We start from the raw sequence: 23,856 nt of genomic DNA, 5'->3' as shown, positions 1-23,856 counted from the left end.
GATAATATAATTAAGAGTTAGTATTAGTTACTTATTGAAAATTAAAAGAAAAATATCGAATTAGAAACTAGTTGGATATTTTTTTGTTTTTATTTCGTCTTTTTATCATGAGCCTCGTCTTAATTACGTTGCTATAGCTTTTTTAAGACGAAACAATGAAAAATAATCAAGTATTAAAAATTGAAGCCAATCTCGCTTCCTTCCTACAAAATGAACAAGTTCATGCTTCTTTGGCGGGTATCCGTCGCGGTATTGAACGTGAGCTAATTCGCACACAAGCGACCGGTGGTATCTCAGATAAAACTCATCCAGTCGAACTTGGTTCTGCGCTCACACATCCTTATATCACCACTGATTTTTCCGAGGCTCAGTTAGAGTTAGTGACTCCAGCGATGGATGACCGAACCGCGACATTCGATTCGCTCGCTTCACTGCATCATTTTGTTGCGACTCGCCTACCTGAGGGTGAAACCTTATGGGGTGCGAGCATGCCACCACAATTGCCGAATGATGAAGCAGAAAGTGAGGGCGCGATTAGAATCGCTAGCTATGGCACTTCGAATGCTGGCCTACTGAAAAAACGTTATCGAGAAGGGTTAGCCAATCGTTATGGCAAACGCATGCAGCTTATCTCTGGAATTCATTACAACTTTTCTCTGCCGGAAGCATTTTGGATTGCGCTGTACGATCACCAGAAGAGCATCGATAGCAGTGTCGCTCAAATGCCTCTGGAAGCATTCGTTTCTGAACGCTACTTTCATATGATTCGTAACGTGCTGCGTCATGGTTGGTTAGTACCTTATTTATTTGGTGCTTCCCCTGCGGTAGATAACAGTTATTTGCAAGGTAAAGCACATGCGCTTGAAGTGTTTGATGACGAGACTTGTTACTTACCGTGGGCGACATCATTGCGTCTGAGTAATCTCGGTTACAGCAGTGATGAGCAGTCATCGTACCCAATAAGTTTTAATAACTGGCAGCAGTATTTATCTGATTTGCATAACGCTTTGACTCGTCCAAGTGAGCGCTACTTGCATCTAGACATCGATCAGCAAATGAATGGTTCTGTGTTACAGCTGGAAAACGAATTGTATGGCTCGGTGCGGCCAAAAATCGTTAACGATACATTGCGTCCGTTGTATGCGATGTGTCATTACGGTGTGCAGTATGTTGAGCTGCGCAGCATGGATAACAATCCATATTTACCACTTGGTATTGCGCAAGAGCAAAGCCACTTTTTGGATCTTTTTCTGGTTTACAGTGCATTAGCGCCAAGCCCCGAGTTGACCGAAGAGGAACGCGCCATTGTCGTTCAACGTCAAGAACTCGTGGCAACACAAGGCCGAAAACCGGACTTAATACTTCCTACATTAGAAGGCGAAGTGTCATTAGAAACTTTGGGGCTTGATCTGTTGGACGCTATCCAACAAATAGCAGCGCTGTTTGATGATGCTTTTTCTACGGATTCATACCAAACCAGTATCTTCAGTGAACGTATGAAACTGCAAAACAGTGACTTAACCCCTTCGGCAAAACTGTTGGCACAAATGAAAGACCAAGGATTGAGTCATCAAGGCTTAATGCAACGTCTTTCTGATGAGCACTTGTTAGTGCATTTGCAACACCAAGTTGAGACGGAAAAAATGGACAACTTAACAGCGTTGGTTGATGAATCGCTTTCCAAGCAGCAACAAATGGAAAGGCAGCCAGACATCAGCTTTGATGATTTTTTGAAAAAGCAAAATCAACTACAGAGCGACTGCAAACAACAAGAAATGATGGTTTAACCAGTTATGGATATTCTTTGGAAATTACGTGGCTATATTAAAATGTTCAGCCGCCAATATTTGATCGCCTTTGTTGTTTTACAAGTGGTCGCATTGTTCAACCTAGTACCCTCATGGCTGATTGGTCGCATCGTTGATAGCATCAGTGATGGTGAACTGACTCTATCATTGCTCATGCTTTATGTGGGTGGTATAGCGGGTTCGGCATTTGCCATGTACGGGTTGCGTTATGTATGGCAGAGCAAACTCTATGGCGCGGCGATTGGCATTACACGAGTCATGCGTAGCGAGCTTTTCCATAAGTTCTCACGCTTATCGCCATCATTTTATTCTCGTCGCAGTACGGGAGATTTGATGGCGCATGCGACTAATGATCTTAATGCAGTGGAAGAGGCGACAGGCATGGGCATCATGACGCTGGTTGACTCTCTTATCGCTGGTTTTACCGTGATCTTCGGGATGATTTTTGTCGTCAGTGGTCACTTAACCGCTGTGGCGTTATTACCATTCCCGTTGTTGGTTTACTTTACTCGTCGTTATGGTGCTCGTTTACATACCGCCTTTGGACATGCGCAAGCGAGCTTCTCTGAACTAAGCGAAGAGACTCGTGAAACCGTTGCTGGTATTCGCGCCGTCCGTTCACATGGTATTGGTCAACGACAAGAGCAACGTTTTGGTAAGACGTTAGATGAGACGTTGGAAGCGAACCTTAAAGTGGCAAAGGTGGATTCGGCATTTGCTCCAACGATCCAATTGGTTTATGGCTTGTCGTTTGTGATTTCATTGGGTTATGGCGCTTGGTTAATTGAGCAAGGCAGCATTACGGTGGGCTTGTTCACAACGTTCACTTTGTATCTTGGTCAGTTGCTAGGGCCATTCTTACAGTTTGGTTGGCAGTTCAATGTATTCCAACGTGGTAGTAAATCATGGGAACGCCTCGACAGCCTATTGTCAGAGCCTGAAGACGTAACTGAAGGGACGAAAACCCTATCAGACGACGTGAGATCAAGCCTTGACGTCAACATTCATTCATTTACTCACCAAGGTGCAAATAGACGAACGTTAGAAGCGATCAAATTCAGCGTGAGTGAAGGCGGTTTAGTCGGCATTACGGGCCCGACTGGTGGTGGGAAGAGTACGCTATTGCAATTGTTGATGAGGCAGTTTCCGTTGGACGGGAATTCGAAGATGGCATTGGACGGTAATTCGATCGATGACCTGACGTTTGATTCGTTGCGAAGCAAAGTGACGTGGGTTCCTCAAAAACCATTTTTATTCTCAGGGACGATTGCTGAAAACATTGCGTTAGCAAAGCCGGACGCTACCGATGAAGAGATTAAGCATGTGGCGAAAATGGCTGGTATTCAAGCTGAGATTGAAGCTATGGCTGATGGGTTTGATACTGAACTACGCGAAGGTGGTAATAATTTGTCTGGAGGTCAAAAGCAAAGATTAACCCTTGCGAGAGCATTGCTTTCAGGTGCCGATATTTTATTGCTTGATGACCCGTTCAGTGCGTTGGACATGAAAACAGAAGTGGTGGTTCGCCGAAACTTAAAGGCGCATTACGGCCACAAAACGATGTTGTTGGTCACTCAACGCTTAACCAACTTGATAGAGGCTGACCATATTCTGGTATTGAACCAAGGTCAAATTGAAGAGCAAGGTTCTCACCACGAACTTGTTGCTAAGCAAGGTTGGTACTCAATGGTTTATCAACGTCAAAGCCAGCTCGGTAAAGACGATATTCAGACAACTATCGATGTTACAGAAACGGCTCACACGTTTAATTCTAAGGCTGTTGAAAGGGGAGCAAGTTATGTTTAAGCCAACACAAAAAACTCAACGGTCTCAAAGCCAAACAGATATGAAGGCCAATTCAATGTACCGTCGGTTGTTGGCTTATTCATTGCCACATAGAGCGCGTTTTATCTTGGCCTTTGCGATGTTGACCGTTGCCGTGAGTGCGGAGATGGCGATCCCATGGCTCGCTAAAATTATCTTAGACGATGTGATTGTCCCTCAGACATTTGAGTTGCAACACCTTGCTATATTAACTGGGGGAGTGATGATGTTTTACATCATTGCCGCCGTGTTTACTTACCTGCAGGCTGTCACATTCCGCCATAGTGCACTGCTGGTGGTTAATGATATTCGCCGAGAATTGTTTAGCCATGTGCTCAATTTTCCAATCAATACTTTTGATAAGTTAGCGGCGGGTAAACTGGTGTCGTACATCACCAATGATACCGAAGCGATGCGCAACATGTTTGTTTCTACGTTTCCGACTATTATCCAAGGTGCATTACGTATTACGGTGATCTTCATTGCTATTGCACTACTTGATTGGCGTTTGATGCTATTGAGTTTAGTGCTGATCCCAATTCTGCTGATGACCATGCATTTGTATCGAAAAATTTCGATGCCAGTATTTGATGGCATTCGCATTCAAGTGAGTAACATCAACGGTCGATTGAATGAATCTTTGCAGGGAATGGCGCTCATTCAAGCTTTCCGCCAGCAAAAGTCGTTTAAAGAAAAGTTTGAAAAAGAAAATCAAAGCTGGTTTGAATTTAGAGCCAAATCGATCGCAATAGACAGCTTCATGCTGATCCCGCTCACTCGTTTAGTCTCTACATTAACGGCTGCGGGCATTGTGGCTTGGTTTGCTGGTGCTTCGTTTAGCACGGTCGTTGAAGTCGGTACTTTGTATGCTTTTCTTAACTATATAGAACGATTTTTCGACCCATTCCGCCAGTTATCCATGGAACTAAGAAAGCTACAGGTGGCGACGGTTTCTTCTAAGCGTGTATTCGAGCTGCTGGATGATGAATCGGAACATCATCGATATTCTCACCGGTTGGTCGAGGTTTCAGAGCCGTATGACATTGAGTTTAAAGATGTTCAATTAAGCTATGAAGAAGGTTCGCTAGTACTCAACGACGTCAGTTTTACGGCTAAAGGTGGCCAATTCACAGCGATTGTTGGTCATAGCGGAAGTGGTAAAAGTTCGGTGATAAACCTGCTGATGCGTTTCTACGATCATCAAAAGGGTGCAATTTTGGTGGGTGGACAACCTTTATCGGCATTCCCAGAGGAGCAGCTGCGCCAACTGTTTGGTTTAGTGTCTCAAGACCCGACCATATTCAGTGGTTCAGTGCTTGAGAACATAGACCTGGCTGGAAGCTACCTAGCTGAACGTGAGCGAGCAGCAAGAACCAAGGTTATCGATGCTGCGAAACAAGTCAAAGCGCACTCATTTATTGAACGTTTAACCAATGGTTATGACCATCAACCTAGTCACGGTGGAGCTTCGTTTTCCGTTGGTGAGAAACAGCTGTTGGCGTTAGCAAGAGCGCTCTCGCATGATCCTAAAATCTTCCTGTTAGATGAGGCCACCGCTAACATTGATAGTGATACGGAAGAGGCAGTGAAGATAGCATTAGAGAAAATCCAAGAAGGCAGAACGGTTATAACGGTGGCGCACCGACTTTCAACGATCAAACACGCTGACCAAATTTTGGTGATGAACAAAGGGCGAATTGTTCAAAGCGGCACGCATCACGAATTGGTTGCTCAAGATGGCGACTACCGTGATTTATATCTAGCCCAAAAGGCGCAAGAAGAACAAGAACATCTAAGCAGCAAGCTAGGATTGTCGGCTGCCACAGCATAGTTGATGGGCGTGTTATTAGAAGAATGACACGGCTAATCATTAATACTTGAGAGTAAAAATAATGAATATCGAAAAAGCATCATTGATTTCACAACAAACGATTGAAGACGCTTGCGAATGGGCAATTATGCATGGTGTCGCTTTCCGTCAGGCCGATAATACGGCGAGGCATTGTCCTTTCAGTATCGCACCAATGACAATGGAACGTAAGGTATATGAGCACTTACGTAAGGTTACGCCTCTGATGACTAAGTTGGTGAGTAACGTCTCTGAGGATCATGACTTTTTACAGTCATCATTGAGCGACATGGCTAAAGCCGATCCGTTTTTTGGTCGCTTAATGGAATTGCATCAACAAGCCCATAGCAGTGCTGATGAACGCTTGAATCCTGCTCGTCAGCCACTGTTGTTAATGCGTACTGATTTCATGGATGACCGTCAACACGGCGCAAAAGTGATTGAGTTTAATGGTATTGCGGCAGGCATGGCTCCGTTTGGCCAAAAAGCGACAGAGTTTCATGCCTATATGCAAAATCAATGGCCTGAAACTTACCAAAAATGGTTGGAAGATAAATCGGCAACGCCGGCAAGAAACCAAGGTCTTGAGCAACTGGCTTTCGGTATTGCGACTTCTGCGAGAAAGGTGAGAGCGGACTTCAATTGTTCGGACAAGAATGCTCCTGAAAAACCAACATTCTTGATGGTGGTGCAGAAGAATGAAGACAATGTGTATGACCAACACTTACTCGAAGTGGAACTGCAAAAGCAGGGTATTCGCACGGTTCGACGTACCTTTGAGCAGCTCAGCTCTCAGCTTTCTTCAGGCGATAACAAGCGTTTATTGCTCGAAGGCATTGGCGCTATTGATGTGGTGTATCTGCGCGCCGGCTATCAGTATTCTGACTATTGGGCTCCAGAGCTAAACGAATCTATTTGTTGTCATACGCTTAGCCAAACTCGCTTGTTCATCGAGCAGCACCATGTGGCAATGAATGCGACGATAAGCCAACAACTCGCCACCAGTAAAACCATGCAAATGTTGCTGACCATGATGTCTGCGTCAGAATACGGACGTTGGGGTTTAACACTAGAAGAGGCTGAATTGGTGAAGAGTGTATTGGCGGAAATGAAACCAATCACCAGTGAATCGATTGAATGGTTTAACACGCAAGCCGACAAGCAAGAGTGGGTGCTGAAAAACCAAGGCGAGGGCGGTGGCCATTGTGTCTTTGGTGACGATATCAGTGAAAAACTGAGCCAACTTAAACCAGAAGAATACGATGCATGGGCATTGATGCAGCGCTTGTACCCACATGAGCGAGAGGTACCTACCATTGCAGTGCGTGATACTCAACAAACGCTCGTCACAGACTTAGTCAGCGAAGTCGGTTTGTTTACCGCTTACTACAAAGGTGAGCCAGTAACAGAGTTAGGCGGCTACGCAGGCTATTTGATTCGCAGCAAACCAGCCAGTGAAAACGAAGGCGGGATCCACAGTGGAAAAGGGATTTTGGACTCTTTAACACTGATTGAATCCTAATTTCACTAAGCATTAATCTAATGGTTTTGATAATTGAAATCCCGCATCTACTAATTGGATCCGGGATTTTTCGTTTTATAGGACGACAAAAAGATCTCATTGACATGGGTAGAATGATCGCTCTACTATATGTGTAGAACAATCATTCTACCTTTGGTTAGGTATAAGAGGTCAGCTTGTTAAGAGAACAGATTGCAGCAAGTCTTGAAGTGGCGTTTAGCCAACAAGGGTTTGCTGAGCCGAGTGTGGCTCAACTGAAGACGGCGTGTAACGTGAGCCTACGTACGCTCTATAAACATTTTCCATCGAAAGAAGCGATGATAGTGGGCGCCTTAGAGCACCGTCATCACCGTTACCTAAATTTCCTATTAGAAAATGTACCTGCTGGTGGCCTTGAGTCAATGCTTGATATCTTCAACAAGTTACAACAGTGGATGGAAGAGTATGCGCCGCACGGTTGTATGTCGATGAACGCAATGGCTGCTTTTCCTGACAACGTGATAATTAATCAGGCTGTTACTGAACATAAACGAGAAGTAAAAGCACTTCTGGGTAAGCAGAGTCAACGAGATGATCTGGCTTCAGAGCTTTTTCTACTTCATGAAGGCGTATCAAGTGCGTGGCCAGTATTGGGCGAAGAAGCTGTGGCATCGGCACAGAATATGGTGACAAAATTACTCAAGGAAACAGTATGAATTTTGAAGTGCCAAAAACAATGAAAGGCGCAGAGATGTTAGGGCACGGCGGTGCAGAAATGCTGGGTTACCGTGAAGATATCGCTGTTCCTCGAATTGAACCTAATGAAGTGTTAATCAAGGTGATGGCCGCAGGCGTGAACAACACCGACATCAACACGCGAATCGGTTGGTATGCAAAAAGTGATGACTCAGACGATGCTAGTTGGTCTGGCGAAGCGTTGAAATTCCCTCGCATCCAAGGTGCTGATGTGTGCGGCTTCATCGTGGCAGTCGGCAATGAAGTCTCTGCTGACCGTATTGGTGAGCGTGTTCTTATCGAACCTTGTTTAACAGAAGTGTACGGACGAGATCTGCCACAGCCATGGTATTTCGGATCTGAGTGCGATGGTGGCTTTGCTGAATACACCAAAGTGGCAGCTAAGCACGCTTACGCGGTGAACAGCACCATGTCGGATGTTGAGCTAGCGTCTTTCCCATGCTCTTACTCGACCGCAGAAAACATGCTGACGCGTGCCAATGTAGCTGAAGCTGATCGCGTGCTTATCTCTGGCGCATCGGGTGGTGTGGGCTCTGCGGCTATTCAACTAGCAAAAGCTCGCGGCGCGTATGTTATTGCCATTACTAGCCCAAGCAAGAACCAACAGTTACTTGAACTTGGCGCTGATGAAGTGATTGCTCGTGATGCTGATTTGGTTAAAGCGCTAGGCGAAAGTAGCGTCAATGTGGTTATCGATTTGGTGGCAGGTGACAAGTGGCCTGAGTTCCTTGAAGTGCTGAAACCACATGGCCGTTATGCCGTATCTGGCGCAATTGGTGGCGCTATGGTTGATCTTGATGTCCGAACTCTGTATCTCAAGGATCTTAGCTTTTTTGGTTGCACGGTTTTAGAGCAACAGGTATTCCAGAATCTAGTCGACCGTATTGAGAAGCAGCAGATTGGCGCCATCGTCGCAGAGTCTTATCCGCTAGCCGATATCCATAAAGCGCAAGATGAGTTCTTAAAGAAAAAGCATGTTGGTAAGATCGTGTTGGAAGTGGCAGAACGCTAGTTTTAGTCAGCTTCACGGTTTAGATTTATGGAAGAGCGAGCAAGTGTTATGTGCTCGCTCTTTTTGTTTCTAGCAAATACTGGCGGGCTTAGTCTCGCAACCTGTTGAGTAACAGATCCTATACAGCTGAAAAGTTAATGATTCATTTATCACTGTGTGGTTTATTAATTAACTGTGCGATAATCACCGCCGTTATATATCCCTATCTATGTTGTATTCATCTAGGAGCCGTATTGATGTTTAAAAGGGTATTGCAGGCACTATTCTCGCCTTTTGTTGATTCAAAAAACAAACCCTCTGCAGAGCCTGTCCAAAAAGAGCAACAACAAACCGTTGCTACTGATTCTGTTCAGTCTTCAATCTTTGTTCCGCCTTCGTCCGCTCAACCATCATCATTAATCGTCGATAAGACACTTAGCCTTCACGACGGTGAATTTCTTGATTATCTGTTTGGCGAGTCCCGTCTGAGAACAGAGTCAGACCCGTTTAGCGATTTTGTCGCCTGCCAAATCGAGCGCTTGATTCGCTCTCCAAAAGCCTTGCTTAATGAACTGCCAGTGATGCCAGCCTCTGTAACCACGTTAATGGCAGAATTACAGAGTGATGAATTTGATGTCGATGCATTGTTAAGAGTGATTGAGCGCGAGCCGAGTATGGCAGCCGATATGATTAAACTGGCTAACAGTGCTTTCTATAAGCGTGGTGAAAAACAGGTTACTGACCTAAAAACAGCATTCCTAAATATGGGTTCTCAAGGGCTTGTTGAAGGGGTGGTGAATAGTTACATGAAGAACTTCACGCCGGGGAACAATATTTACTGGCGTCACTTCGGTGAGAAAATTTGGAATCACAGTGTTCAGACTGCGTCTTTTTCTAAGGAGTTGATGAAAGACTCTTCATCTCAAGAAGATCAAGCGGCGGCGTACTTTGTTGGGTTGATTCGCAACTTAGGCAAGATGATCATTTTCCAGATGATGGTAGAAGCTTTCAAGCATATTGATCCTTCTGTTCCGCCTAACTCGTTAGCATTGAAGCGCCTGATGAACAGCTATTCTATTCGCCTGACTTACACCATTGCTAAGTTCTGGGAACTGCCAGAATCAGTGTTGACCGCAATTGGCTACCAAGAGTCGAGCCGATACGAATGCACACCACTTGGTCAAGCTGTGTTTGAAGCTAACTACTTGAGTGAGTTGTACTATTTATTGGAAGAACAAACGATTGAAGTCGAGCAGTTTAAGCGCAGATGCAAAGAGACACTGATGTCTCCGGCGGCATACAAAGTGGCTAACCGGATTTATAAAGAGTCTGAATTGGCGCTAGTAGGATAATAACGGCTAGCGTTGGCTAGGTTGATTCTGAAGTCGTCATAAAGCTGTATTTTCTAAATGGTCTTACTAAGCAGTAAGACCATTTTTGTTTCAATTATCGATTAAGGGATCTCAGCCAGTTCTTGTTTCAATTTATCGATTTTACGCAGTTCTTTTTCGATCTTACCCTCATACTTTCGAATTTTATCCGCTCTATCGTCTCTTTTTGCTTCTTCTAAGTCGGCTTGGTATTCAGCCAAATCTTGTTCATTGGATTCAATCTTCTCGCGGAGATCATCCTTCAAACCCTCATTGGTGCAGTTTTCTTTCGCCGCTTTCAAGGTCGTGGTTAATCGCTCTACTTTGTACTGATTGTCGTACTGCTCCGCTTTCTTTATTTGATATTCGATCTCACAGAATTTCTTTTCACAACCAGTTAGTGCGTCGCATTGGGTGCTCGCCATGCTGTTAAAAGAGAATGCGCAAAGAAACAGTAATGAGCCTTTTAGGTGTCGAGTCATGGTTTACCTTCTTATTGGGTCTAATTAGTTTGTGCTTATATTTGTTGAGTCTCACTTCGAGAGTACATTAGCACCCCATTTCTTTGCTATTGGCAGGGGAGTGTTAAAGATAAGTCGCTGTGCCTAATGACTTATCTTTGAACATGGCTAGATTTACAAATGGTTAATCCACAACTGATCGAGTTCGCACCAACCGAAACCATTCACTTGCGCGCCGTGTATCTTTTCAGAAACCTCTAAGTTGAACGCCTCTTGCTTGAGCTCAACCACAACCCCAGAGTCATTCAACCAATGCTTGAGTTCCAACAGTGTATTCATCGCTGACTTAAAGTTTGGCTGGTTTCTTATTGAGGCTAAGCCTTGTTCGATTTTCTCTAGCATCTCAGCAGGCAGCGCTAAGTCCTCAAATGGGAAGCGAGTGAAAAAGCTTAACCACGAAGTGAAGGTGTCGCTCTCATCAATAATGCTACACAACACGACGTCTTTGGTAGTTAGGTAGTGGCCATATTCCACGTTGGTTTTGCTGTCGCCGGATACTGATAATTGATCGAAAAGGGTTTGGCATTCAGAGGTGTCTTCAACGGTGAATTCACGCTCTGTTTTCGACAATACTGGGTTTTGAATCTTAAAGAAGGTTGAGCCGAATTCCGGTTTGGAAGCATGGTCGTCGCCACGCACGGTGGTCGTCTTTTCGGGCAGTTTCACGCACACCTGATTTTGAGCGCAAGCTTTACTCTGTGCCCATTCCGGGTAGACCCACAACTCGACTCGATTAAGAATCGGCGTGCTGTGTGAATACGCGCTATTGCGGCTCAATCTCAACATATTGCTTGAGAAGATGTCTAACGAGAACGCGCCAGAACCAATCAGCCTATCAGTCGGTGATGAGTGATCAAAAATGGAGGCTTCAGCTTTGGCAAGTAGGCGTGGTAAGTGCCAATCAGGTTGATTCAGTTTCACGACAACCACATTGCCTGCCGAGACAGAGACCTCATCAATATGCTGATAACAGCGACGCCATATTTTGCTTTGGCAGAGCGAGTTAAGGTTGCGTGCTATGTCTTGAGGTTCGAGTGTTCGGCCGTTATGAAAGTGAACACCATTGCTAATTTGAAAGCGCCACTGTGTAGCATCTAGATTAGCCTGCCAATGATAAGCCAGATCGCCGCTGAGTTTGCCGTGCTTAACTGAGGTTAGGCGTTGGCAAACTTGCATCACTAAGAAACGTTCGGTGCGCCTAAGCACGCGTTGAGGGTGAAGAGCCTCGAGTTCTCGGTGAAAGGGGATATACGCGATATTCTGCGCCGATGGATTGGTATTGCTTAGAAAGGCTTGTAATTCAGCGCCAGCATTGCGGCCGTTGAAGCTTAAGGTGCTAAACACCTGTTCTATGTTGCCTGCGTCAGCTTGGGTTTGTGCGTATTGGTAACACGCCTCAATGGGCTCAACCAGACACGTCAGCTGCGCTTTCTTACTTCGGCCTGAACTGGCTTGCCACTCAATCCAGCCTTGCGCTGTCATCGCTTTGAGTAAGGTCTGGACATGACGTTCACTCACGTGCAGCAGTGTGGCCAGTTGGTTAACCTGACAATGTGATACTCCAGGCCCAAAAGCCTGAAATATCTTTTCATACAGTTCAAGCTTGCGCTTAAGGTTGCCCAATTTGCTTTTCCTAACGACGAGGTTGAGTTAAGTGTGGATAGCCAGAGTCAATGAGTGCTTTTTCCATCGTGTCGAGAACACGAGAGGTTATCTCTGAGTTTAGGATATTCGAATCAGTTTTGCCTTGAAGCACCAAATATGAAAAATGGTCGATTTCAAATTCGAACCCATTGCCCGTCACTCGTTTGTTGATGGTCGACTTTTTGCCTTGATGTTCAATCTCAATAAAGGCCGGATTCCACCATTTTTCATGAATGGTGATCTTAGTATCAGGCCCACTCAAGTGCGCTGATCGGGGAAGGTTTTGCACTGTTGATGCCGATATCTTACCGTGCATATCATCAGAGAAGGTAAAGCACGCATCGGTATCAACATTTGCCCCCTCGTAAAGACACGACATCTTTACCTGAGGTTTTGAAGGGTTCACACCCAGTGTTCGGCATAGATCGTAAAAGAACCAAAGCCCATAGACCCCAACATCAAGCGTTGCTCCGCCTGACAAATCCGGATTGAAGATAAACAAATCCGGCTCATAGTCGTGATGGTTACCAAAGCTGGCTTCGATTGAATCTATTTGAATGTGGTTATCGACCAAGAATGATTGGAGCTCACGATACGCGGGAAACACCACGGTTTTCATCGCTTCTAACAGCATCACGCCATTTTGTTTCGCAAGGGCTTTCATCTCAAGCCAGTCACCAAGGTTGGTAAAAGCCGGCTTCTCGACCAATACGTGCTTATTGTTCTTTAGAAACAGTTCTGCGAGTGGCTGGTGGTATGGGTGAACCGTAGCGATGTAAACCGCTTCTACACTTGGGTCATTCGCCATCTCTTCATAAGAGCCATAAGCCTTGTCGCAACCAAACTTGTTGGCGAACGTGGCTGCGCGTGAGTGATCTCTTGCGGCAACGGCATACAGTTCACCATGCAGACAGTGCTCTGTGACTGCAGTCGCGAATCGATTAGCGATATTGCCTAGCCCTGCGATACCCCATTTAATTTTGCGTTGCGTGTCGCTCATCAGTTGCTCCAAATCGTTGTTTTGTCTCAGTGTACTCAGAGACGCCACATACAAATAGAGAACAGATTTCTCAACCTGTTCTCTATTTATTTTATTCTAGTTGAAGCTCAGGATTAGCTCTGTAGGGAGCGTTTCCAATCGGCTAGGGCTTGAATGTGTTTTGGTCCAATACCGCAGCAACCACCGATAATATTCGCTCCCAGTGCGTGCCAGCGTTTTGCGTAAACTAAATAACCTTGGCCATCCAGTTCACGTATCTCTTGAAGCATATCATTAGCTTCATGTTCGCTGCTGATAGGTGCAAAGTTATTAGCGTAGACACCAATTTCTAAATCGCTACCTAGCTCACCAATCACTTTCTTAGCATCGAAAATGGCTTGATCCATCACTTCAGGCACTGAGCAGTTAAACATTATGCCTGTCGCGTTCGATTGACAGGCAAGTTTGATGGCGTCTGTTACGCTTTCGCCAGAACGAATATTGGCACAATCGCCCTTGGTATCCTCTAAACTGAATGCGTAGTAACACGGCTTATCTGACTGCTTAAGTACCGCATGAATGGAATCGAATTCTTGCAGGCTACAGATGGTTTCTGCTATCCAAAGATCGATGTTCGGGTCTTGGGCATCGTAAAGCGTTTGAATGATTGGTGCGGCTTCTTCGACCTTAAATAAGTCTGGTCGGTAGCTGCCAAATGGCGGTGGAATCGCGCCCGCCACTTTCACTGTGTGGGTAGCATTGTCTGCAACTGCTTTAGCCAGCTCACCAGACAGTGCGGCTAGTTCAAAACCGCGTTGCTCGAATAGCTCTTTACCCAAATGAAAAGGCACACAGGCGTAGCTATTGGTGATCAAGATTTCAGCACCTGCATCGACAAAGTTTTGATGCGCTTGGCTAACAAATTCGGGTGCTTCAATCAGCGCTTGAGCACTCCAAAGCGGTTGAGAAAATGGCGCGCCAATTTCTTTGAGTTCTCGGCCCATGCCGCCATCAAGTATGGTTAGTGTTTTCATATTTAATACTATCTAAACAATTGCTGAAGTTCTGCCGTCACCATATCAGACAACCTTGTTAGACAGAAGCCATCAAGCCAAGGTTCAACTATCGATGATGGAGTTTCGTTATACGCCGTCTAGCGGGCTAGTCGTGCCACTAAAGTGTTGCCCAATAACGTGAGTGTATATCTGAGTTGTCTTAACATCACTGTGCCCCAGTAACTCTTGAACCGTTCTGATATCGGAGCCTGACTTTAGAAGTTGCGTAGCAAAACTGTGCCTGAAAGTATGACAACTAATTCGCTTGTGGCGCAATTTGTTAGAGTTAGTCGCCTTCTTCAGCGTTTTTCGGAGTGCCGAATCATGTAGGTGGTGTCGGCATACTATCCCCGACTCTGGGTGTTGAGTGACGGATTTTGATGGGAATAGGTACATCCAAGCAAGTTGTCGATAGGCACTCGGGTATTTTTTGCCTAATCGGTGAGGCAAAGATGGCCCAAACCCATTCAAGTTATCTTTAGCAAGCAGAACTGCAACTTGTGCAATTTTGTCTTGTATAGCTTCAGTGAGTGAAAAACTTAAAATTGTCACTCGGTCTTTATTTCCTTTCCCATCGTGAACAGTGAGAGACCCTTGTTTTAGGTCTATATCTTGTACTCGAAGCCTCAGGCATTCCGATACTCTCAAACCTGAACCATACAACAAGCGAAAAAACAGTTGATATTTAGGATCTATTTCATTGATCACCGAGATAGCTTCCGAATGATTGAGTACGCTAGGAATTTTTCGAGACCGAGTCGCATAGCTAAACCCTAAGTCTCCTAGAGGTTGCTTAATAAATTGATTGTATAAATAGGCTAGAGCATTGAGCGCTACCTTTTGAGTATTGATGGCGACTTTTTGTTGATTAGCTAAATGAGAAAGAAAGGAGACAACTTCAGGTGCATGCATCTGTTCAGGGTGTTTCATTTTATGAAAATGAATGTAGTACTTAATCCAATAACAGTAGGCTTTGATTGTCCTGCGACTATAGCCCCGCATCGTCATATGTTCGCAAATTGCCTGCATGAATTGACTCGCCATATATCCCCCTCACAAAATCTGTACATACAGACAGTTTATTGCTTGTTGAATAATTAATGACTTAAAAAAGAGTGGTTTTTAACTCTGATTGAGCACGAATTTAACGAGAGATTGATTTTAAGTTATTGATTAATATATAGATTGGTGAGTGGTTAAGAATGAAAGCGAGCGTTATATAGGCGGCAATGTGTACTTGCACGTTTTCACACTTAATGTTTAAACCCACTTTTATATTAAATGCATAGCATTCAGTTGGTTATGAGTGACCTTTTTGATATGTTAAGCGGATGGATTCGTGCTTGCACAATATTAAAATGTTATTTGGCTTCGCTAATTCAAGTTAAATTATTAATTGTAAAAGCAGTGTTTTCTAAATAGGTTTGGCTAGTTACGCCTCAATTTTCGCCTTAACATTTTGGTGTTCACCGCTAATAGGCTTTACGCTATTTAAGACACTTTTAGGTAAAGCCATTAACTCGGTTTTACCTTTTGTGTTTAGGCTCAAAGTTCACGTTTGGCGGGTAGCTACGCTGGGCACTTTTTAGTTCTACGGCCGGGCTGCCAAATTAGTTAAAGTTCTTGTTTTCGTTGGTAGTTTTCCGCTACCATCAAATAACAAGATAATTCAAACGGACAAGTACAGTTTGCTCGCGCTTCGCGCATTTTAGCAAAATGTACTTAGCCGCTTAATATAAGCGTTAGCCCTATGGAGATAAATTTGAAATTATCATTGATGGCAGCGGTAGCTGAAAATGGAGTAATTGGCTCTGGCCTGGATATACCTTGGATTGTTAAGGGTGAGCAGCTGTTGTTTAAGGCAATGACTTTTAATCAATGGTTGCTACTTGGCCGTAAAACTTTTGAATCAATGGGAAAACTGCCAAACCGTAAATATGCGGTTATTTCTCGTTCTCCATCTACATCGAACGATCCTGATGTTTTATATTTCAAAAGTGTTGAAGACGCCTTGGGTTATTTAGAAACAGTAACCGAGCATGCGTTTGTGTCTGGTGGTGGTCAAATATATAAGTCACTCATTACGCAAGTGGACACAATTCATATTTCAAAAATTCATAAACATATCTCTGGTGATATTTTCTTCCCTGAACTACCAAGAGATTTGACTCTAGTTTTTGAACAGCGATTTAGTTCAAATATTGATTATACGTACCAAATTTGGCAAAAGGGCTAACAAGGCGCTAAAGACTGATTCGCGAACGCGTGCCGAACTCGCTAACGCTCAAACATGGCACACGTTCACTCACAGCTTAGCTTGGCGTTATGTGCTTGCGACCCCTTGTATGTGACAAACTTTATAATTGGCTGATATTTAATGGAATTATCTATATGAAAGTCGAAGTCATTGACTATAATCCGGACTGGTCGAATCAATTTGAGAACGAGAAGCAGGCTTTGGTTAATGCGCTGGGTAGCGCTATCGAGGGTATCCATCACATAGGCAGTACTTCGGTTAATGGCTTGGCAGCAAAGCCAATAATTGACATCATTATAGAGTGCAGCTCACTGTCTGAGCTTGATGCTCACACGTCGAGGTTTGAATCTCTCGGATATGAAGTTATGGGAGAATTTGGGATCTCGGGTAGAAGGTACTATCGAAAGGGCGGCGACGATAGAACTCATCAGATTCATGCCTTTGTCAGGGGTGACAATCATGTTTACCGCCATTTAGTGTTTCGTGATTACCTTGCCGCTCATCCCGAAGTTCTCGAGTCTTATGCGCAACTAAAGATAAAGGTAGCAGCTCAATGTAATCACGATATTGAGATATATTGTCACGGCAAGGATAGTTTTATCAAAGAGCACGAGGCTAAAGCACTAGAATGGAAACTACGCACATAACAAAGCGTTTAAGAGTGATTCCAAACGCTTGCCGGTTTCGCTTCGCTCAAGTGTGGCAAACGCTTGTCACACCTTAACGCAGCGTTAGCCCTATGGAGATAAATTTGAAATTATCATTGATGGCAGCGGTAGCTGAAAATGGAGTAATTGGCTCTGGCCTGGATATACCTTGGATTGTTAAGGGTGAGCAGCTGTTGTTTAAGGCAATGACTTTTAATCAATGGTTGCTACTTGGCCGTAAAACTTTTGAATCAATGGGAAAACTGCCAAACCGTAAATATGCGGTTATTTCTCGTTCTCCATCTACATCGAACGATCCTGATGTTTTATATTTCAAAAGTGTTGAAGACGCCTTGGGTTATTTAGAAACAGTAACCGAGCATGCGTTTGTGTCTGGTGGTGGTCAAATATATAAGTCACTCATTACGCAAGTGGACACAATTCATATTTCAAAAATTCATAAACATATCTCTGGTGATATTTTCTTCCCTGAACTACCAAGAGATTTGACTCTAGTTTTTGAACAGCGATTTAGTTCAAATATTGATTATACGTACCAAATTTGGCAAAAGGGCTAACAAGGCGCTAAAGACTGATTCGCGAACGCGTGCCGAACTCGCTAACGCTCAAACATGGCACACGTTCACTCACAGCTTAGCTTGGCGTTATGTTTGAGGTATAAAAATGTACGTACGATTTGTCGTTGATCAGTTCGATGAGGATTCAAATCAGAGAACAGGCATATTTCAGGCAATCAGTTGTATGAAGAAACAAGAAGTATTCTACGACTATGAACTTGAACACATCGCCGAGGTGATGGGGTGGTTCGATGAAAACCTTGAATCTCCTCTAGACTACTTAAACAAACAGAAGTCTAAGAAATCTGATGTGTATATCAGTTGGTTTCTTGAGTCTTCCTCTGAACACATATCTAAAGTACGTGAGTTTGTTTTCTTAGTTGAAAGTAAGGGGGTCGTAGTTGATCAACTAAGAACAGAAACCCCTGGTAAAATAGTTTACGCCGATAAATATCAGGTGTTTGCTAAGCCATTCAGGCGCTTCTAAGCAAACATAACAATAAATTTAGAGTGATTCACAACGCTTGGCGCTCTCACTTCAAGTAAGTTTAGTGTTTATGACACAATGTTTTAGGTAAGGTAGTAGCGTTGTTCACACCTTAACTTGGCGTCATATGTACGGAGTGTTTTATGAATATATGGATATTTAGCTCGGGGTTATTAGCCCTGTTTACTACGTTAGTGCATGTATTTGCCGGTCAAATAGACCCGGTTAGACCTTTTCTTAAATCGAAGCTCGAAGATATACCGAAAGCGACACTTCTAGCTTGTTGGCATCTTGTCTCGGTCACTTTGTTTGTTAGCTCATTAATGCTTTTATACGTCGGTTGGTATGGTATTGATTCACTCTATTTCCTAATCCAGTTGCTAGGTTTTTTGTATATTCTGTATGCATCGGTGTTTGTGGCTGTTGGGCTGTATTTTTTTGGAGCGAAGGTTTTTGTAAAGCTTCCTCAATGGATATTGCTCCTTCCAATCGGCTTTCTAGCAAACTATGGCGCAATGTATGTATAACAAATACTATGGCGCCAATAACTAACTTTTGGCGCTGTTTCCATCCCATATAGTCTTATCTATCATCAACCATTTCAGAACGTTAAATGGTAGGTCACCACAACCTGTAGAGGAAAGTGCATTGAAGTTAACGAATAAACTCGTACGTTACCCGCACATTGATGTTGATCGTGCGTTTGAAAAAGAAGCTGAATTATTGCAGCAGATACAGGCGGGTGAGATTGGGCAAGCCTTAATGCTTTGGCAAGCAAAAACGCCGACACTCGTTTTGCCCGCAGGTAAAAAGTGGCCAGTGACCGTAGAGTCTAGAAAGCAACTCGCGGCACAAGGCTGGCAGCTCACCTCGCGTAAAACAGGTGGCGCTCCCGTTCCTCAACTGCCGGGGATCATTAACCTGTCGCACATCTACCATTGGCCTCGTGATGAAGCTTACAACATCCAAAAAGCGTATCGACATCTGTGCAATGTATTAACCCTGTTTTTCAAAGAATTGGGCATCGATGTGGATGTACACGCCACCCCCGGCTCTTATTGTGATGGTGACTACAACCTCAATATCAATAAACAAAAAATAGTGGGTACTGCGCAACGTGTATTGCTTAGACAAGGGGGCGGCCAAATTGTACTTTCGCAAGCTTGTATCTTGTTAGATGCCGACCTAGAGAACATCGTTGCGGCCGTGAATTTTTATAATCAAATTTGCGATAACCCGACCGTGGTGGATGCGCAGGTTCATACGCTGTTGTCCGCGCATTTGACGAGCCTTCCCAACGTAGATTCACTCTTTCAGCAGTTAAGCCAAGCTTTCATCAAGCATGCGTAATACCAACCTTTCGCTAACGCACAGTTCGCTTTTGGTTTAGGAAGACCAACTTCTCGCTTATCCCTTCTCTTTATAGATCGCCGGCTTGATATCCAACAGTGGTGTGTTGTTCAAGCAGTCCAAGCCTCTTACTGTCACTGTGCCATTTTCTATTTGTTCAATCGGTAGCACGGCGGCACCTATAGGGTTTGGTCTGTGCGGTGAACGCAGTGCAAAGGTGCCTTTAGTCGGCGTCTCTTCATTCCAGCTTTGTATCAGTTCGTCTCGTTTTGCGTCTTCTAACCAATACAAGATCAGGATGTGGTCTCCTGTCTTTAAACCAAGCAAACCTTGTTGGTAAACGTCATCTAAGATAATTTCACAGATCGGGCCGTTGTCCGGTTGGATGTTATTCGGACACTCCGAAACCGAGTGATAAGGCGTAGCAATTCGACCAATAAATTTCAGTTCAGCAGACATATTCAGCTCCTATTTAGTTCTTTATTTAGTTCTTTATTAATCGATTTATTTGTCATCGTTTTTCATGGTCACTAAGGTGTAGATGAAGATCGTAATCAAGATCACCACACCACCGATAATACTGGTTGTTGGCGGGATCTCGGTGAAGAAGATAAACGCCCAAACTGGTGCTAACACAGTTTCCAACATCAGAGTCATTGATACCTCTGGCGCGGTAATGTGGCGTGTTGCGACCATAGATAACACTCGGCCAACAGGTGCCGTAAACAAGCCCATCATGCCCATGATTAACCACGTTTCAACGCTGTAGCTTGATGGCGTTGCAAAGAAAAACATCACAACCGCTAGCAATAAGCCACCTAGGCCAACGCTCGCCAATCGGCTGACGTCTTGATATTTACGCAGCAAGGTAAACATCATAGATAAACAGATCACCGCGAACACAGCTAACGCATCGCCCATCCAATTGCCTGAAGAAAACGAACCTGAAACGACAATCGTAATACCAATCATCACCGCAACAATGGCAACCAAAGTCGATCGACTAGTGGCTTCTTTCAAGATCAACCAGCTGAAAATAGCGGCCACAGCAGGGGCTGCACTGAGGATCACAAAGGTATTGGCAATCGAGGTCATCTTGATGCTGAACACCAAGCCAGAGGCGCTGCCGAGCATAAGAATGCCCGCTGCTAACAATGGCCAACCGCTCTGCACTACTGCTTTTCGGATACCACGTTTGTCGTTGAACTTAAGCAAAATCGGCATCGAGATTGCGCTGAATAAGCCGAACAAAAAGGCAGTATCGAATCCACTGACACCGGCATAACGAATGAAGATTGGATCAATACTCATTAACACGGCACCTGCGATCGCGAGGGTAAAGCCGAGGGTTCGTGTGCTTCTTGCTTCAGTTTTAGGGAGGTTCATTGTCGTCATTTCTCTATCCAATTATCTGTTATCAATAAATCATACTGGTGAGTGTGATTTTAAGAATTGGTTGAGTCAACACAAATCATACTTTAAAGTATGATCTCTGTTTTGGGGTGGATGAAGTAATGAGCAAGATTGAGCAGAACAAAGAGAAGAAACGACTCGCGATTTTAAAAGCGGCGAAGGAGATATTCCTCGCGGAAGGCTATGTGCAAACCAGCATGGACCGAGTCGCTAGCGAAGCGAAAATGACGAAGCAAACGCTATATCGTTACTTCTCTTCTAAAGATGTGTTGTTTGAAGCGACGTTAAGACAAATGGGTAGCCAGACAGACGATAAGTTGGTGGTGCATTTGCAGCACACCGATACTCGACAAGCGCTATTGGGCTTCGCAAAAGACTTCGTTTTGTTTCACCTTTCGAGCGAGCATATTGCGACCTTTAAGCTGTTGATAGCAGAAGGCAGCAAGTCTCCAGAATTGGTCAGTCGCTTTATGGACGTTGGCCCAGATGATACCGATCGAGTGCTTGCTCAGTTTTTCAACGAGCGATTCGATATTGAAGAACCACAAACCAAAATTAAGCTGTGGCTTGGTATGGTGATGAGTGTCAGAGAGGGTGTGTTGATGGGAATGCCTGCACCCACAGAACAAGAGATTGCAGCTCACGTGGAAGCGAGTACTGACTTGTTGTTAGCGGCTTTGGCTTAGGTAGGGCTGTGAATCTGAAAAAGTAAGATATACGTTAGGCGCTGCTGGACTTTGATTATTCCATAATAGGGAGCTGCAACGCCTGTCGTTTAGTTTGTTTACGTTTATTCGTTAAGAGTTAAATCGAGCGACTACCAAGCAAAGGTTTTAATGACGTTTTGCTTAGTGATTGGGTTGTGAGCGATGTCTTGATTGATCTTATCAAGAAACGGCTTACGAGCCTGAGGCAACATGCCACGCATTGGTGAGATGTTATTGCCGTGGTCGCCCCAGTAGTAGCAATCGAAATCTTCTAGGTTTTCGAGTAAGTATTTTTCTTCTTCCAGGATCTGCGATGGTGTTGGTAAAACAAACTCGCCACGATTTACTTCTTTTTCCAACACCGACCCCGGTTGAACCGCTAAAGCCATCGGTGCAATTGCATCTGGCTGCATGATGTTCAGCAAGCTGGTGGTATTAATCGCATGCTCGACAGAACGTTCTTTGCCGCCAAGGCCAAAGATGAAAGAAGCCAGTACCTTGATGTCTGCTTCACGGGCTAGGTTCATACCTTCAATTGCATGCTCACGCGTCATGCGCTTTTGAATGCGTTCAAGCACAATTGGGTCACCGGACTCCAAGCCTGAATAAGCCATGCTTAAACCTGCCGACTTAATCTCTTTTAATTCAGACAAGCTCTTACGACGGAAGTCATTGAAGCCTGAATACAAAGAGATATTCTTGATCTCAGGGAAGGTGATCTTGATGTAATCCAGAATCGAAATCAGCATCTCGGTTCTAATCTCCATCACGTTACCATCGACTAAAAAGATAGACTCTACATGCGGGTAGATCTTTCTCGCTGCATCAATATCTTCAAAGATGTCTTTGATGTCTCTTAATTTGAAACGCTTATCATCAAACATCGTGCAGAAGGTACATTGGTTATTACTGCACCCCAATGTTGTCTGGATGAGTACGCTCTCTGCTTCCATCCAAGGACGATAAACTTTACCTTCAAAACGCATAAATGCTCCTCGGCCGTAGCCTGTGTTGTTTCGACGAGGGCAAGTTTAGCAATCTGCATCTTGGGTGATAATTGGGCAAAGCGGGGAATCAGTATTAAAGAAATTTTAATAATCGAAAGAGCGCGCAGTTCTTTGTCTGTATGGATAGAACTGCGGCTTGGATTGTGTGTGTGGTGGTGGGGGGGAAGTGTTAGTGGTCGTTTTTTACTAATTAATGATCAGTGCGCAACGCACAGCTTTTCTTCGAGTAATTGATCAAGCACTGTCACCAGCTTGTGGTTCTTGGTGTTGTCTAATGCGTCGGCGTGCGGGTCTTTAAATAACCCAGAATCATTATCAAAATATCGACCGGAAGCGTTGGCAAACTCATCACTGAGCGCAGCACGACAAAGAATATCGGCCCCGATAGCAAGGTCGTTACCATCAACACCATAAGCATCTTTCACCAATTTACTGCCAAGGAAAGAGGCTGGGTTTACAGGGATAATTGCGGTGCCTTTGTCTAAAAGAGTATTGGCTAATTCGATGGACCACATCGTTAGTGCGAGCTTACTTTGCGCGTAAACCGGACCATCAAGTTCACCCGCATTCGGGCTAATCAATGCATCTAAATCTACGGGTGCTTGGGCTGCTGAAGATAGGTTGACGATACGACCTGTCGCATCAAAAAGAGGAAGCAGCTTTTGTGTCAGTAGATACGGCGCAATGGTGTTTACAACAAAACGCACATCAAGATTGTCTGGAGTGGTGATGTCCGAAACTTTATACACACCTGCGTTGTTAATGAGTATATCGAGTCGTTTGTGATCGCTTTTGATTTGGGTTGTGAGCGCCTCAACTTCGGAGAGCGTCGATAGGTCTGCGATGTAGCTTTCGATGATTGCATTCTTAGACAGGCGAGACAGAGCAGTCACGACTTTATTGACCTTAGCTGGGTTGCGGCCATGAATCAGAACATGGTGCCCTTGCTGCGTCAGTGCTTTTGCGGTCTCTAAACCAATGCCATCCGTGGCCCCTGTGATCAGAATTATTTTTTGCATGTTCCGTCCTTCAAAAAATAGTTTGAACAACTTTATAACAAAGATTAATGACACATAGTTGCATTTGGCTCACAAGCTGAAGACTCAAATGTG

The 23,856-nt window shown here is 44.4% G+C and carries 23 protein-coding genes; 14 read left to right on the top strand and 9 right to left on the bottom strand.

What is annotated here, in order from left to right; translation table 11 throughout:
- Window positions 1–155 precede the first annotated feature (155 nt).
- The 7 genes from gshA to L3V36_RS03320 all read left to right on the top strand — a co-directional run bounded on the left by gshA (window position 156) and on the right by L3V36_RS03320 (window position 10,081).
- A complete protein-coding gene (gene gshA, locus L3V36_RS03350; protein ID WP_208774568.1) occupies window positions 156–1,787 on the top strand; it encodes a glutamate--cysteine ligase in 1,632 nt (543 codons plus the stop codon).
- A 6-nt stretch (window positions 1,788–1,793) separates the two neighbouring features.
- Window positions 1,794–3,614, top strand: a complete 1,821-nt coding sequence (locus tag L3V36_RS03345) for an ABC transporter transmembrane domain-containing protein (protein ID WP_208774570.1) — start codon at window positions 1,794–1,796, stop codon at window positions 3,612–3,614.
- The gene (locus tag L3V36_RS03340) at window positions 3,607–5,463 is read left to right on the top strand and encodes an ABC transporter ATP-binding protein (RefSeq protein WP_237296596.1); all 1,857 of its coding nucleotides are present in this window, start codon (window positions 3,607–3,609) and stop codon (window positions 5,461–5,463) included. The genes L3V36_RS03345 and L3V36_RS03340 overlap by 8 nt, the downstream gene beginning before the upstream one ends.
- A 61-nt stretch (window positions 5,464–5,524) precedes the next feature.
- Window positions 5,525–7,003 carry a glutathione synthase gene (locus tag L3V36_RS03335; protein WP_208774572.1) on the top strand — a complete coding sequence of 493 codons (1,479 nt, stop codon included), beginning with the start codon at window positions 5,525–5,527 and terminating at the stop codon, window positions 7,001–7,003.
- A gap of 176 nt (window positions 7,004–7,179) precedes the next feature.
- Window positions 7,180–7,698 carry a TetR/AcrR family transcriptional regulator gene (locus L3V36_RS03330; RefSeq protein ID WP_208774573.1) on the top strand — a complete coding sequence of 173 codons (519 nt, stop codon included), beginning with the start codon at window positions 7,180–7,182 and terminating at the stop codon, window positions 7,696–7,698.
- Window positions 7,695–8,750, top strand: a complete 1,056-nt coding sequence (locus L3V36_RS03325; protein ID WP_208774576.1) for an alcohol dehydrogenase family protein — start codon at window positions 7,695–7,697, stop codon at window positions 8,748–8,750. Before L3V36_RS03330 ends, L3V36_RS03325 begins: the two co-directional genes overlap by 4 nt.
- Window positions 8,751–8,986: 236 nt before the next feature.
- Window positions 8,987–10,081 carry an HDOD domain-containing protein gene (locus L3V36_RS03320; RefSeq protein ID WP_208774578.1) on the top strand — a complete coding sequence of 365 codons (1,095 nt, stop codon included), beginning with the start codon at window positions 8,987–8,989 and terminating at the stop codon, window positions 10,079–10,081.
- 101 nt (window positions 10,082–10,182) lie between these two features.
- On the opposite strand, the gene L3V36_RS03315 is transcribed toward L3V36_RS03320, so the two are convergent.
- From L3V36_RS03315 to L3V36_RS03295, 5 genes are all read right to left on the bottom strand, one after another.
- Window positions 10,183–10,581: a DUF1090 domain-containing protein gene (locus L3V36_RS03315; RefSeq protein WP_208774580.1), complete on the bottom strand. Its 399-nt coding sequence runs from the start codon at window positions 10,579–10,581 to the stop codon at window positions 10,183–10,185.
- A gap of 153 nt (window positions 10,582–10,734) precedes the next feature.
- Window positions 10,735–12,243 carry an SgrR family transcriptional regulator gene (locus L3V36_RS03310; protein WP_208774582.1) on the bottom strand — a complete coding sequence of 503 codons (1,509 nt, stop codon included), beginning with the start codon at window positions 12,241–12,243 and terminating at the stop codon, window positions 10,735–10,737.
- Window positions 12,244–12,253: 10 nt separating this feature from the next.
- Window positions 12,254–13,264 (bottom strand): Gfo/Idh/MocA family oxidoreductase, encoded by a 1,011-nt coding sequence (locus L3V36_RS03305; protein ID WP_208774584.1) that lies wholly within the window; start codon window positions 13,262–13,264, stop codon window positions 12,254–12,256.
- A 113-nt stretch (window positions 13,265–13,377) separates the two neighbouring features.
- Window positions 13,378–14,277, bottom strand: a complete 900-nt coding sequence (locus L3V36_RS03300; protein WP_208774586.1) for a homocysteine S-methyltransferase family protein — start codon at window positions 14,275–14,277, stop codon at window positions 13,378–13,380.
- Between the two features lie 108 nt (window positions 14,278–14,385).
- Window positions 14,386–15,342, bottom strand: a complete 957-nt coding sequence (locus L3V36_RS03295; protein ID WP_182796110.1) for an integron integrase — start codon at window positions 15,340–15,342, stop codon at window positions 14,386–14,388.
- Window positions 15,343–16,060: 718 nt separating this feature from the next.
- On the opposite strand from L3V36_RS03295, the gene dfrA (L3V36_RS03290) reads away from it, so the two are divergent.
- The 6 genes from dfrA (L3V36_RS03290) to L3V36_RS03265 all read left to right on the top strand — a co-directional run bounded on the left by dfrA (L3V36_RS03290) (window position 16,061) and on the right by L3V36_RS03265 (window position 19,617).
- Window positions 16,061–16,534, top strand: coding sequence for a trimethoprim-resistant dihydrofolate reductase DfrA (gene dfrA, locus L3V36_RS03290; protein WP_065608052.1), 474 nt, complete (start codon window positions 16,061–16,063; stop codon window positions 16,532–16,534).
- A gap of 155 nt (window positions 16,535–16,689) precedes the next feature.
- Window positions 16,690–17,202 (top strand): GrpB family protein, encoded by a 513-nt coding sequence (locus tag L3V36_RS03285; RefSeq protein WP_208774588.1) that lies wholly within the window; start codon window positions 16,690–16,692, stop codon window positions 17,200–17,202.
- 104 nt (window positions 17,203–17,306) lie between these two features.
- On the top strand, window positions 17,307–17,780 hold the full coding sequence (dfrA, locus tag L3V36_RS03280; RefSeq protein WP_065608052.1) for a trimethoprim-resistant dihydrofolate reductase DfrA: 474 nt from the start codon (window positions 17,307–17,309) through the stop codon (window positions 17,778–17,780).
- A 184-nt stretch (window positions 17,781–17,964) separates the two neighbouring features.
- Window positions 17,965–18,267, top strand: a complete 303-nt coding sequence (locus L3V36_RS03275; protein ID WP_231904146.1) for a hypothetical protein — start codon at window positions 17,965–17,967, stop codon at window positions 18,265–18,267.
- 143 nt (window positions 18,268–18,410) lie between these two features.
- Window positions 18,411–18,794 carry a hypothetical protein gene (locus L3V36_RS03270; RefSeq protein ID WP_145569729.1) on the top strand — a complete coding sequence of 128 codons (384 nt, stop codon included), beginning with the start codon at window positions 18,411–18,413 and terminating at the stop codon, window positions 18,792–18,794.
- A gap of 121 nt (window positions 18,795–18,915) precedes the next feature.
- Window positions 18,916–19,617, top strand: coding sequence for a lipoate--protein ligase (locus L3V36_RS03265; RefSeq protein ID WP_208774590.1), 702 nt, complete (start codon window positions 18,916–18,918; stop codon window positions 19,615–19,617).
- A gap of 57 nt (window positions 19,618–19,674) precedes the next feature.
- Here the strand turns inward: L3V36_RS03265 and tsaA are convergent, their stop codons facing one another.
- Both tsaA and L3V36_RS03255 read right to left on the bottom strand, forming a co-directional pair.
- Window positions 19,675–20,076: a tRNA (N6-threonylcarbamoyladenosine(37)-N6)-methyltransferase TrmO gene (gene tsaA / locus L3V36_RS03260; protein ID WP_102500902.1), complete on the bottom strand. Its 402-nt coding sequence runs from the start codon at window positions 20,074–20,076 to the stop codon at window positions 19,675–19,677.
- A 45-nt stretch (window positions 20,077–20,121) separates the two neighbouring features.
- Window positions 20,122–21,012: a DMT family transporter gene (locus tag L3V36_RS03255; protein ID WP_145569733.1), complete on the bottom strand. Its 891-nt coding sequence runs from the start codon at window positions 21,010–21,012 to the stop codon at window positions 20,122–20,124.
- Between the two features lie 119 nt (window positions 21,013–21,131).
- On the opposite strand from L3V36_RS03255, the gene L3V36_RS03250 reads away from it, so the two are divergent.
- Window positions 21,132–21,716 carry a TetR/AcrR family transcriptional regulator gene (locus L3V36_RS03250; protein ID WP_059017722.1) on the top strand — a complete coding sequence of 195 codons (585 nt, stop codon included), beginning with the start codon at window positions 21,132–21,134 and terminating at the stop codon, window positions 21,714–21,716.
- 131 nt (window positions 21,717–21,847) lie between these two features.
- On the opposite strand, the gene L3V36_RS03245 is transcribed toward L3V36_RS03250, so the two are convergent.
- Window positions 21,848–22,723, bottom strand: a complete 876-nt coding sequence (locus L3V36_RS03245) for a radical SAM protein (RefSeq protein ID WP_145569735.1) — start codon at window positions 22,721–22,723, stop codon at window positions 21,848–21,850.
- A 218-nt stretch (window positions 22,724–22,941) separates the two neighbouring features.
- Complete coding sequence (locus L3V36_RS03240; RefSeq protein WP_108093066.1) at window positions 22,942–23,763, bottom strand: SDR family NAD(P)-dependent oxidoreductase; 822 nt, start codon at window positions 23,761–23,763, stop codon at window positions 22,942–22,944.
- Between the last annotated feature and the right edge of the window lie 93 nt (window positions 23,764–23,856).

It is taken from the genome of Vibrio sp. G-C-1 (assembly GCF_021728015.1).
Lineage (GTDB): Bacteria > Pseudomonadota > Gammaproteobacteria > Enterobacterales > Vibrionaceae > Vibrio > Vibrio splendidus.
Note: the sequence above shows the minus strand (reverse complement) of the source record. Positions and strands in the feature narration are given on the sequence as shown.

Excerpts from the sequence above, each read along its gene's own strand:
- L3V36_RS03270 (WP_145569729.1), top strand. The coding sequence starts at position 18,411 with ATGAATATATGGATATTTAGCTCGGGGTTATTAGCCCTGTTTACTACG.
- L3V36_RS03325 (WP_208774576.1), top strand. The coding sequence starts at position 7,695 with ATGAATTTTGAAGTGCCAAAAACAATGAAAGGCGCAGAGATGTTAGGG.
- L3V36_RS03240 (WP_108093066.1), bottom strand. The coding sequence starts at position 23,763 with ATGCAAAAAATAATTCTGATCACAGGGGCCACGGATGGCATTGGTTTA.
- L3V36_RS03295 (WP_182796110.1), bottom strand. The coding sequence starts at position 15,342 with ATGGCGAGTCAATTCATGCAGGCAATTTGCGAACATATGACGATGCGG.
- L3V36_RS03275 (WP_231904146.1), top strand. The coding sequence starts at position 17,965 with ATGAAGAAACAAGAAGTATTCTACGACTATGAACTTGAACACATCGCC.
- gshA (WP_208774568.1), top strand. The coding sequence starts at position 156 with ATGAAAAATAATCAAGTATTAAAAATTGAAGCCAATCTCGCTTCCTTC.
- L3V36_RS03340 (WP_237296596.1), top strand. The coding sequence starts at position 3,607 with ATGTTTAAGCCAACACAAAAAACTCAACGGTCTCAAAGCCAAACAGAT.
- L3V36_RS03315 (WP_208774580.1), bottom strand. The coding sequence starts at position 10,581 with ATGACTCGACACCTAAAAGGCTCATTACTGTTTCTTTGCGCATTCTCT.
- L3V36_RS03255 (WP_145569733.1), bottom strand. The coding sequence starts at position 21,012 with ATGACGACAATGAACCTCCCTAAAACTGAAGCAAGAAGCACACGAACC.
- tsaA (WP_102500902.1), bottom strand. The coding sequence starts at position 20,076 with ATGTCTGCTGAACTGAAATTTATTGGTCGAATTGCTACGCCTTATCAC.
- L3V36_RS03250 (WP_059017722.1), top strand. The coding sequence starts at position 21,132 with ATGAGCAAGATTGAGCAGAACAAAGAGAAGAAACGACTCGCGATTTTA.
- L3V36_RS03305 (WP_208774584.1), bottom strand. The coding sequence starts at position 13,264 with ATGAGCGACACGCAACGCAAAATTAAATGGGGTATCGCAGGGCTAGGC.
- L3V36_RS03320 (WP_208774578.1), top strand. The coding sequence starts at position 8,987 with ATGTTTAAAAGGGTATTGCAGGCACTATTCTCGCCTTTTGTTGATTCA.
- L3V36_RS03245 (WP_145569735.1), bottom strand. The coding sequence starts at position 22,723 with ATGCGTTTTGAAGGTAAAGTTTATCGTCCTTGGATGGAAGCAGAGAGC.
- L3V36_RS03335 (WP_208774572.1), top strand. The coding sequence starts at position 5,525 with ATGAATATCGAAAAAGCATCATTGATTTCACAACAAACGATTGAAGAC.
- L3V36_RS03285 (WP_208774588.1), top strand. The coding sequence starts at position 16,690 with ATGAAAGTCGAAGTCATTGACTATAATCCGGACTGGTCGAATCAATTT.
- L3V36_RS03345 (WP_208774570.1), top strand. The coding sequence starts at position 1,794 with ATGGATATTCTTTGGAAATTACGTGGCTATATTAAAATGTTCAGCCGC.
- L3V36_RS03300 (WP_208774586.1), bottom strand. The coding sequence starts at position 14,277 with ATGAAAACACTAACCATACTTGATGGCGGCATGGGCCGAGAACTCAAA.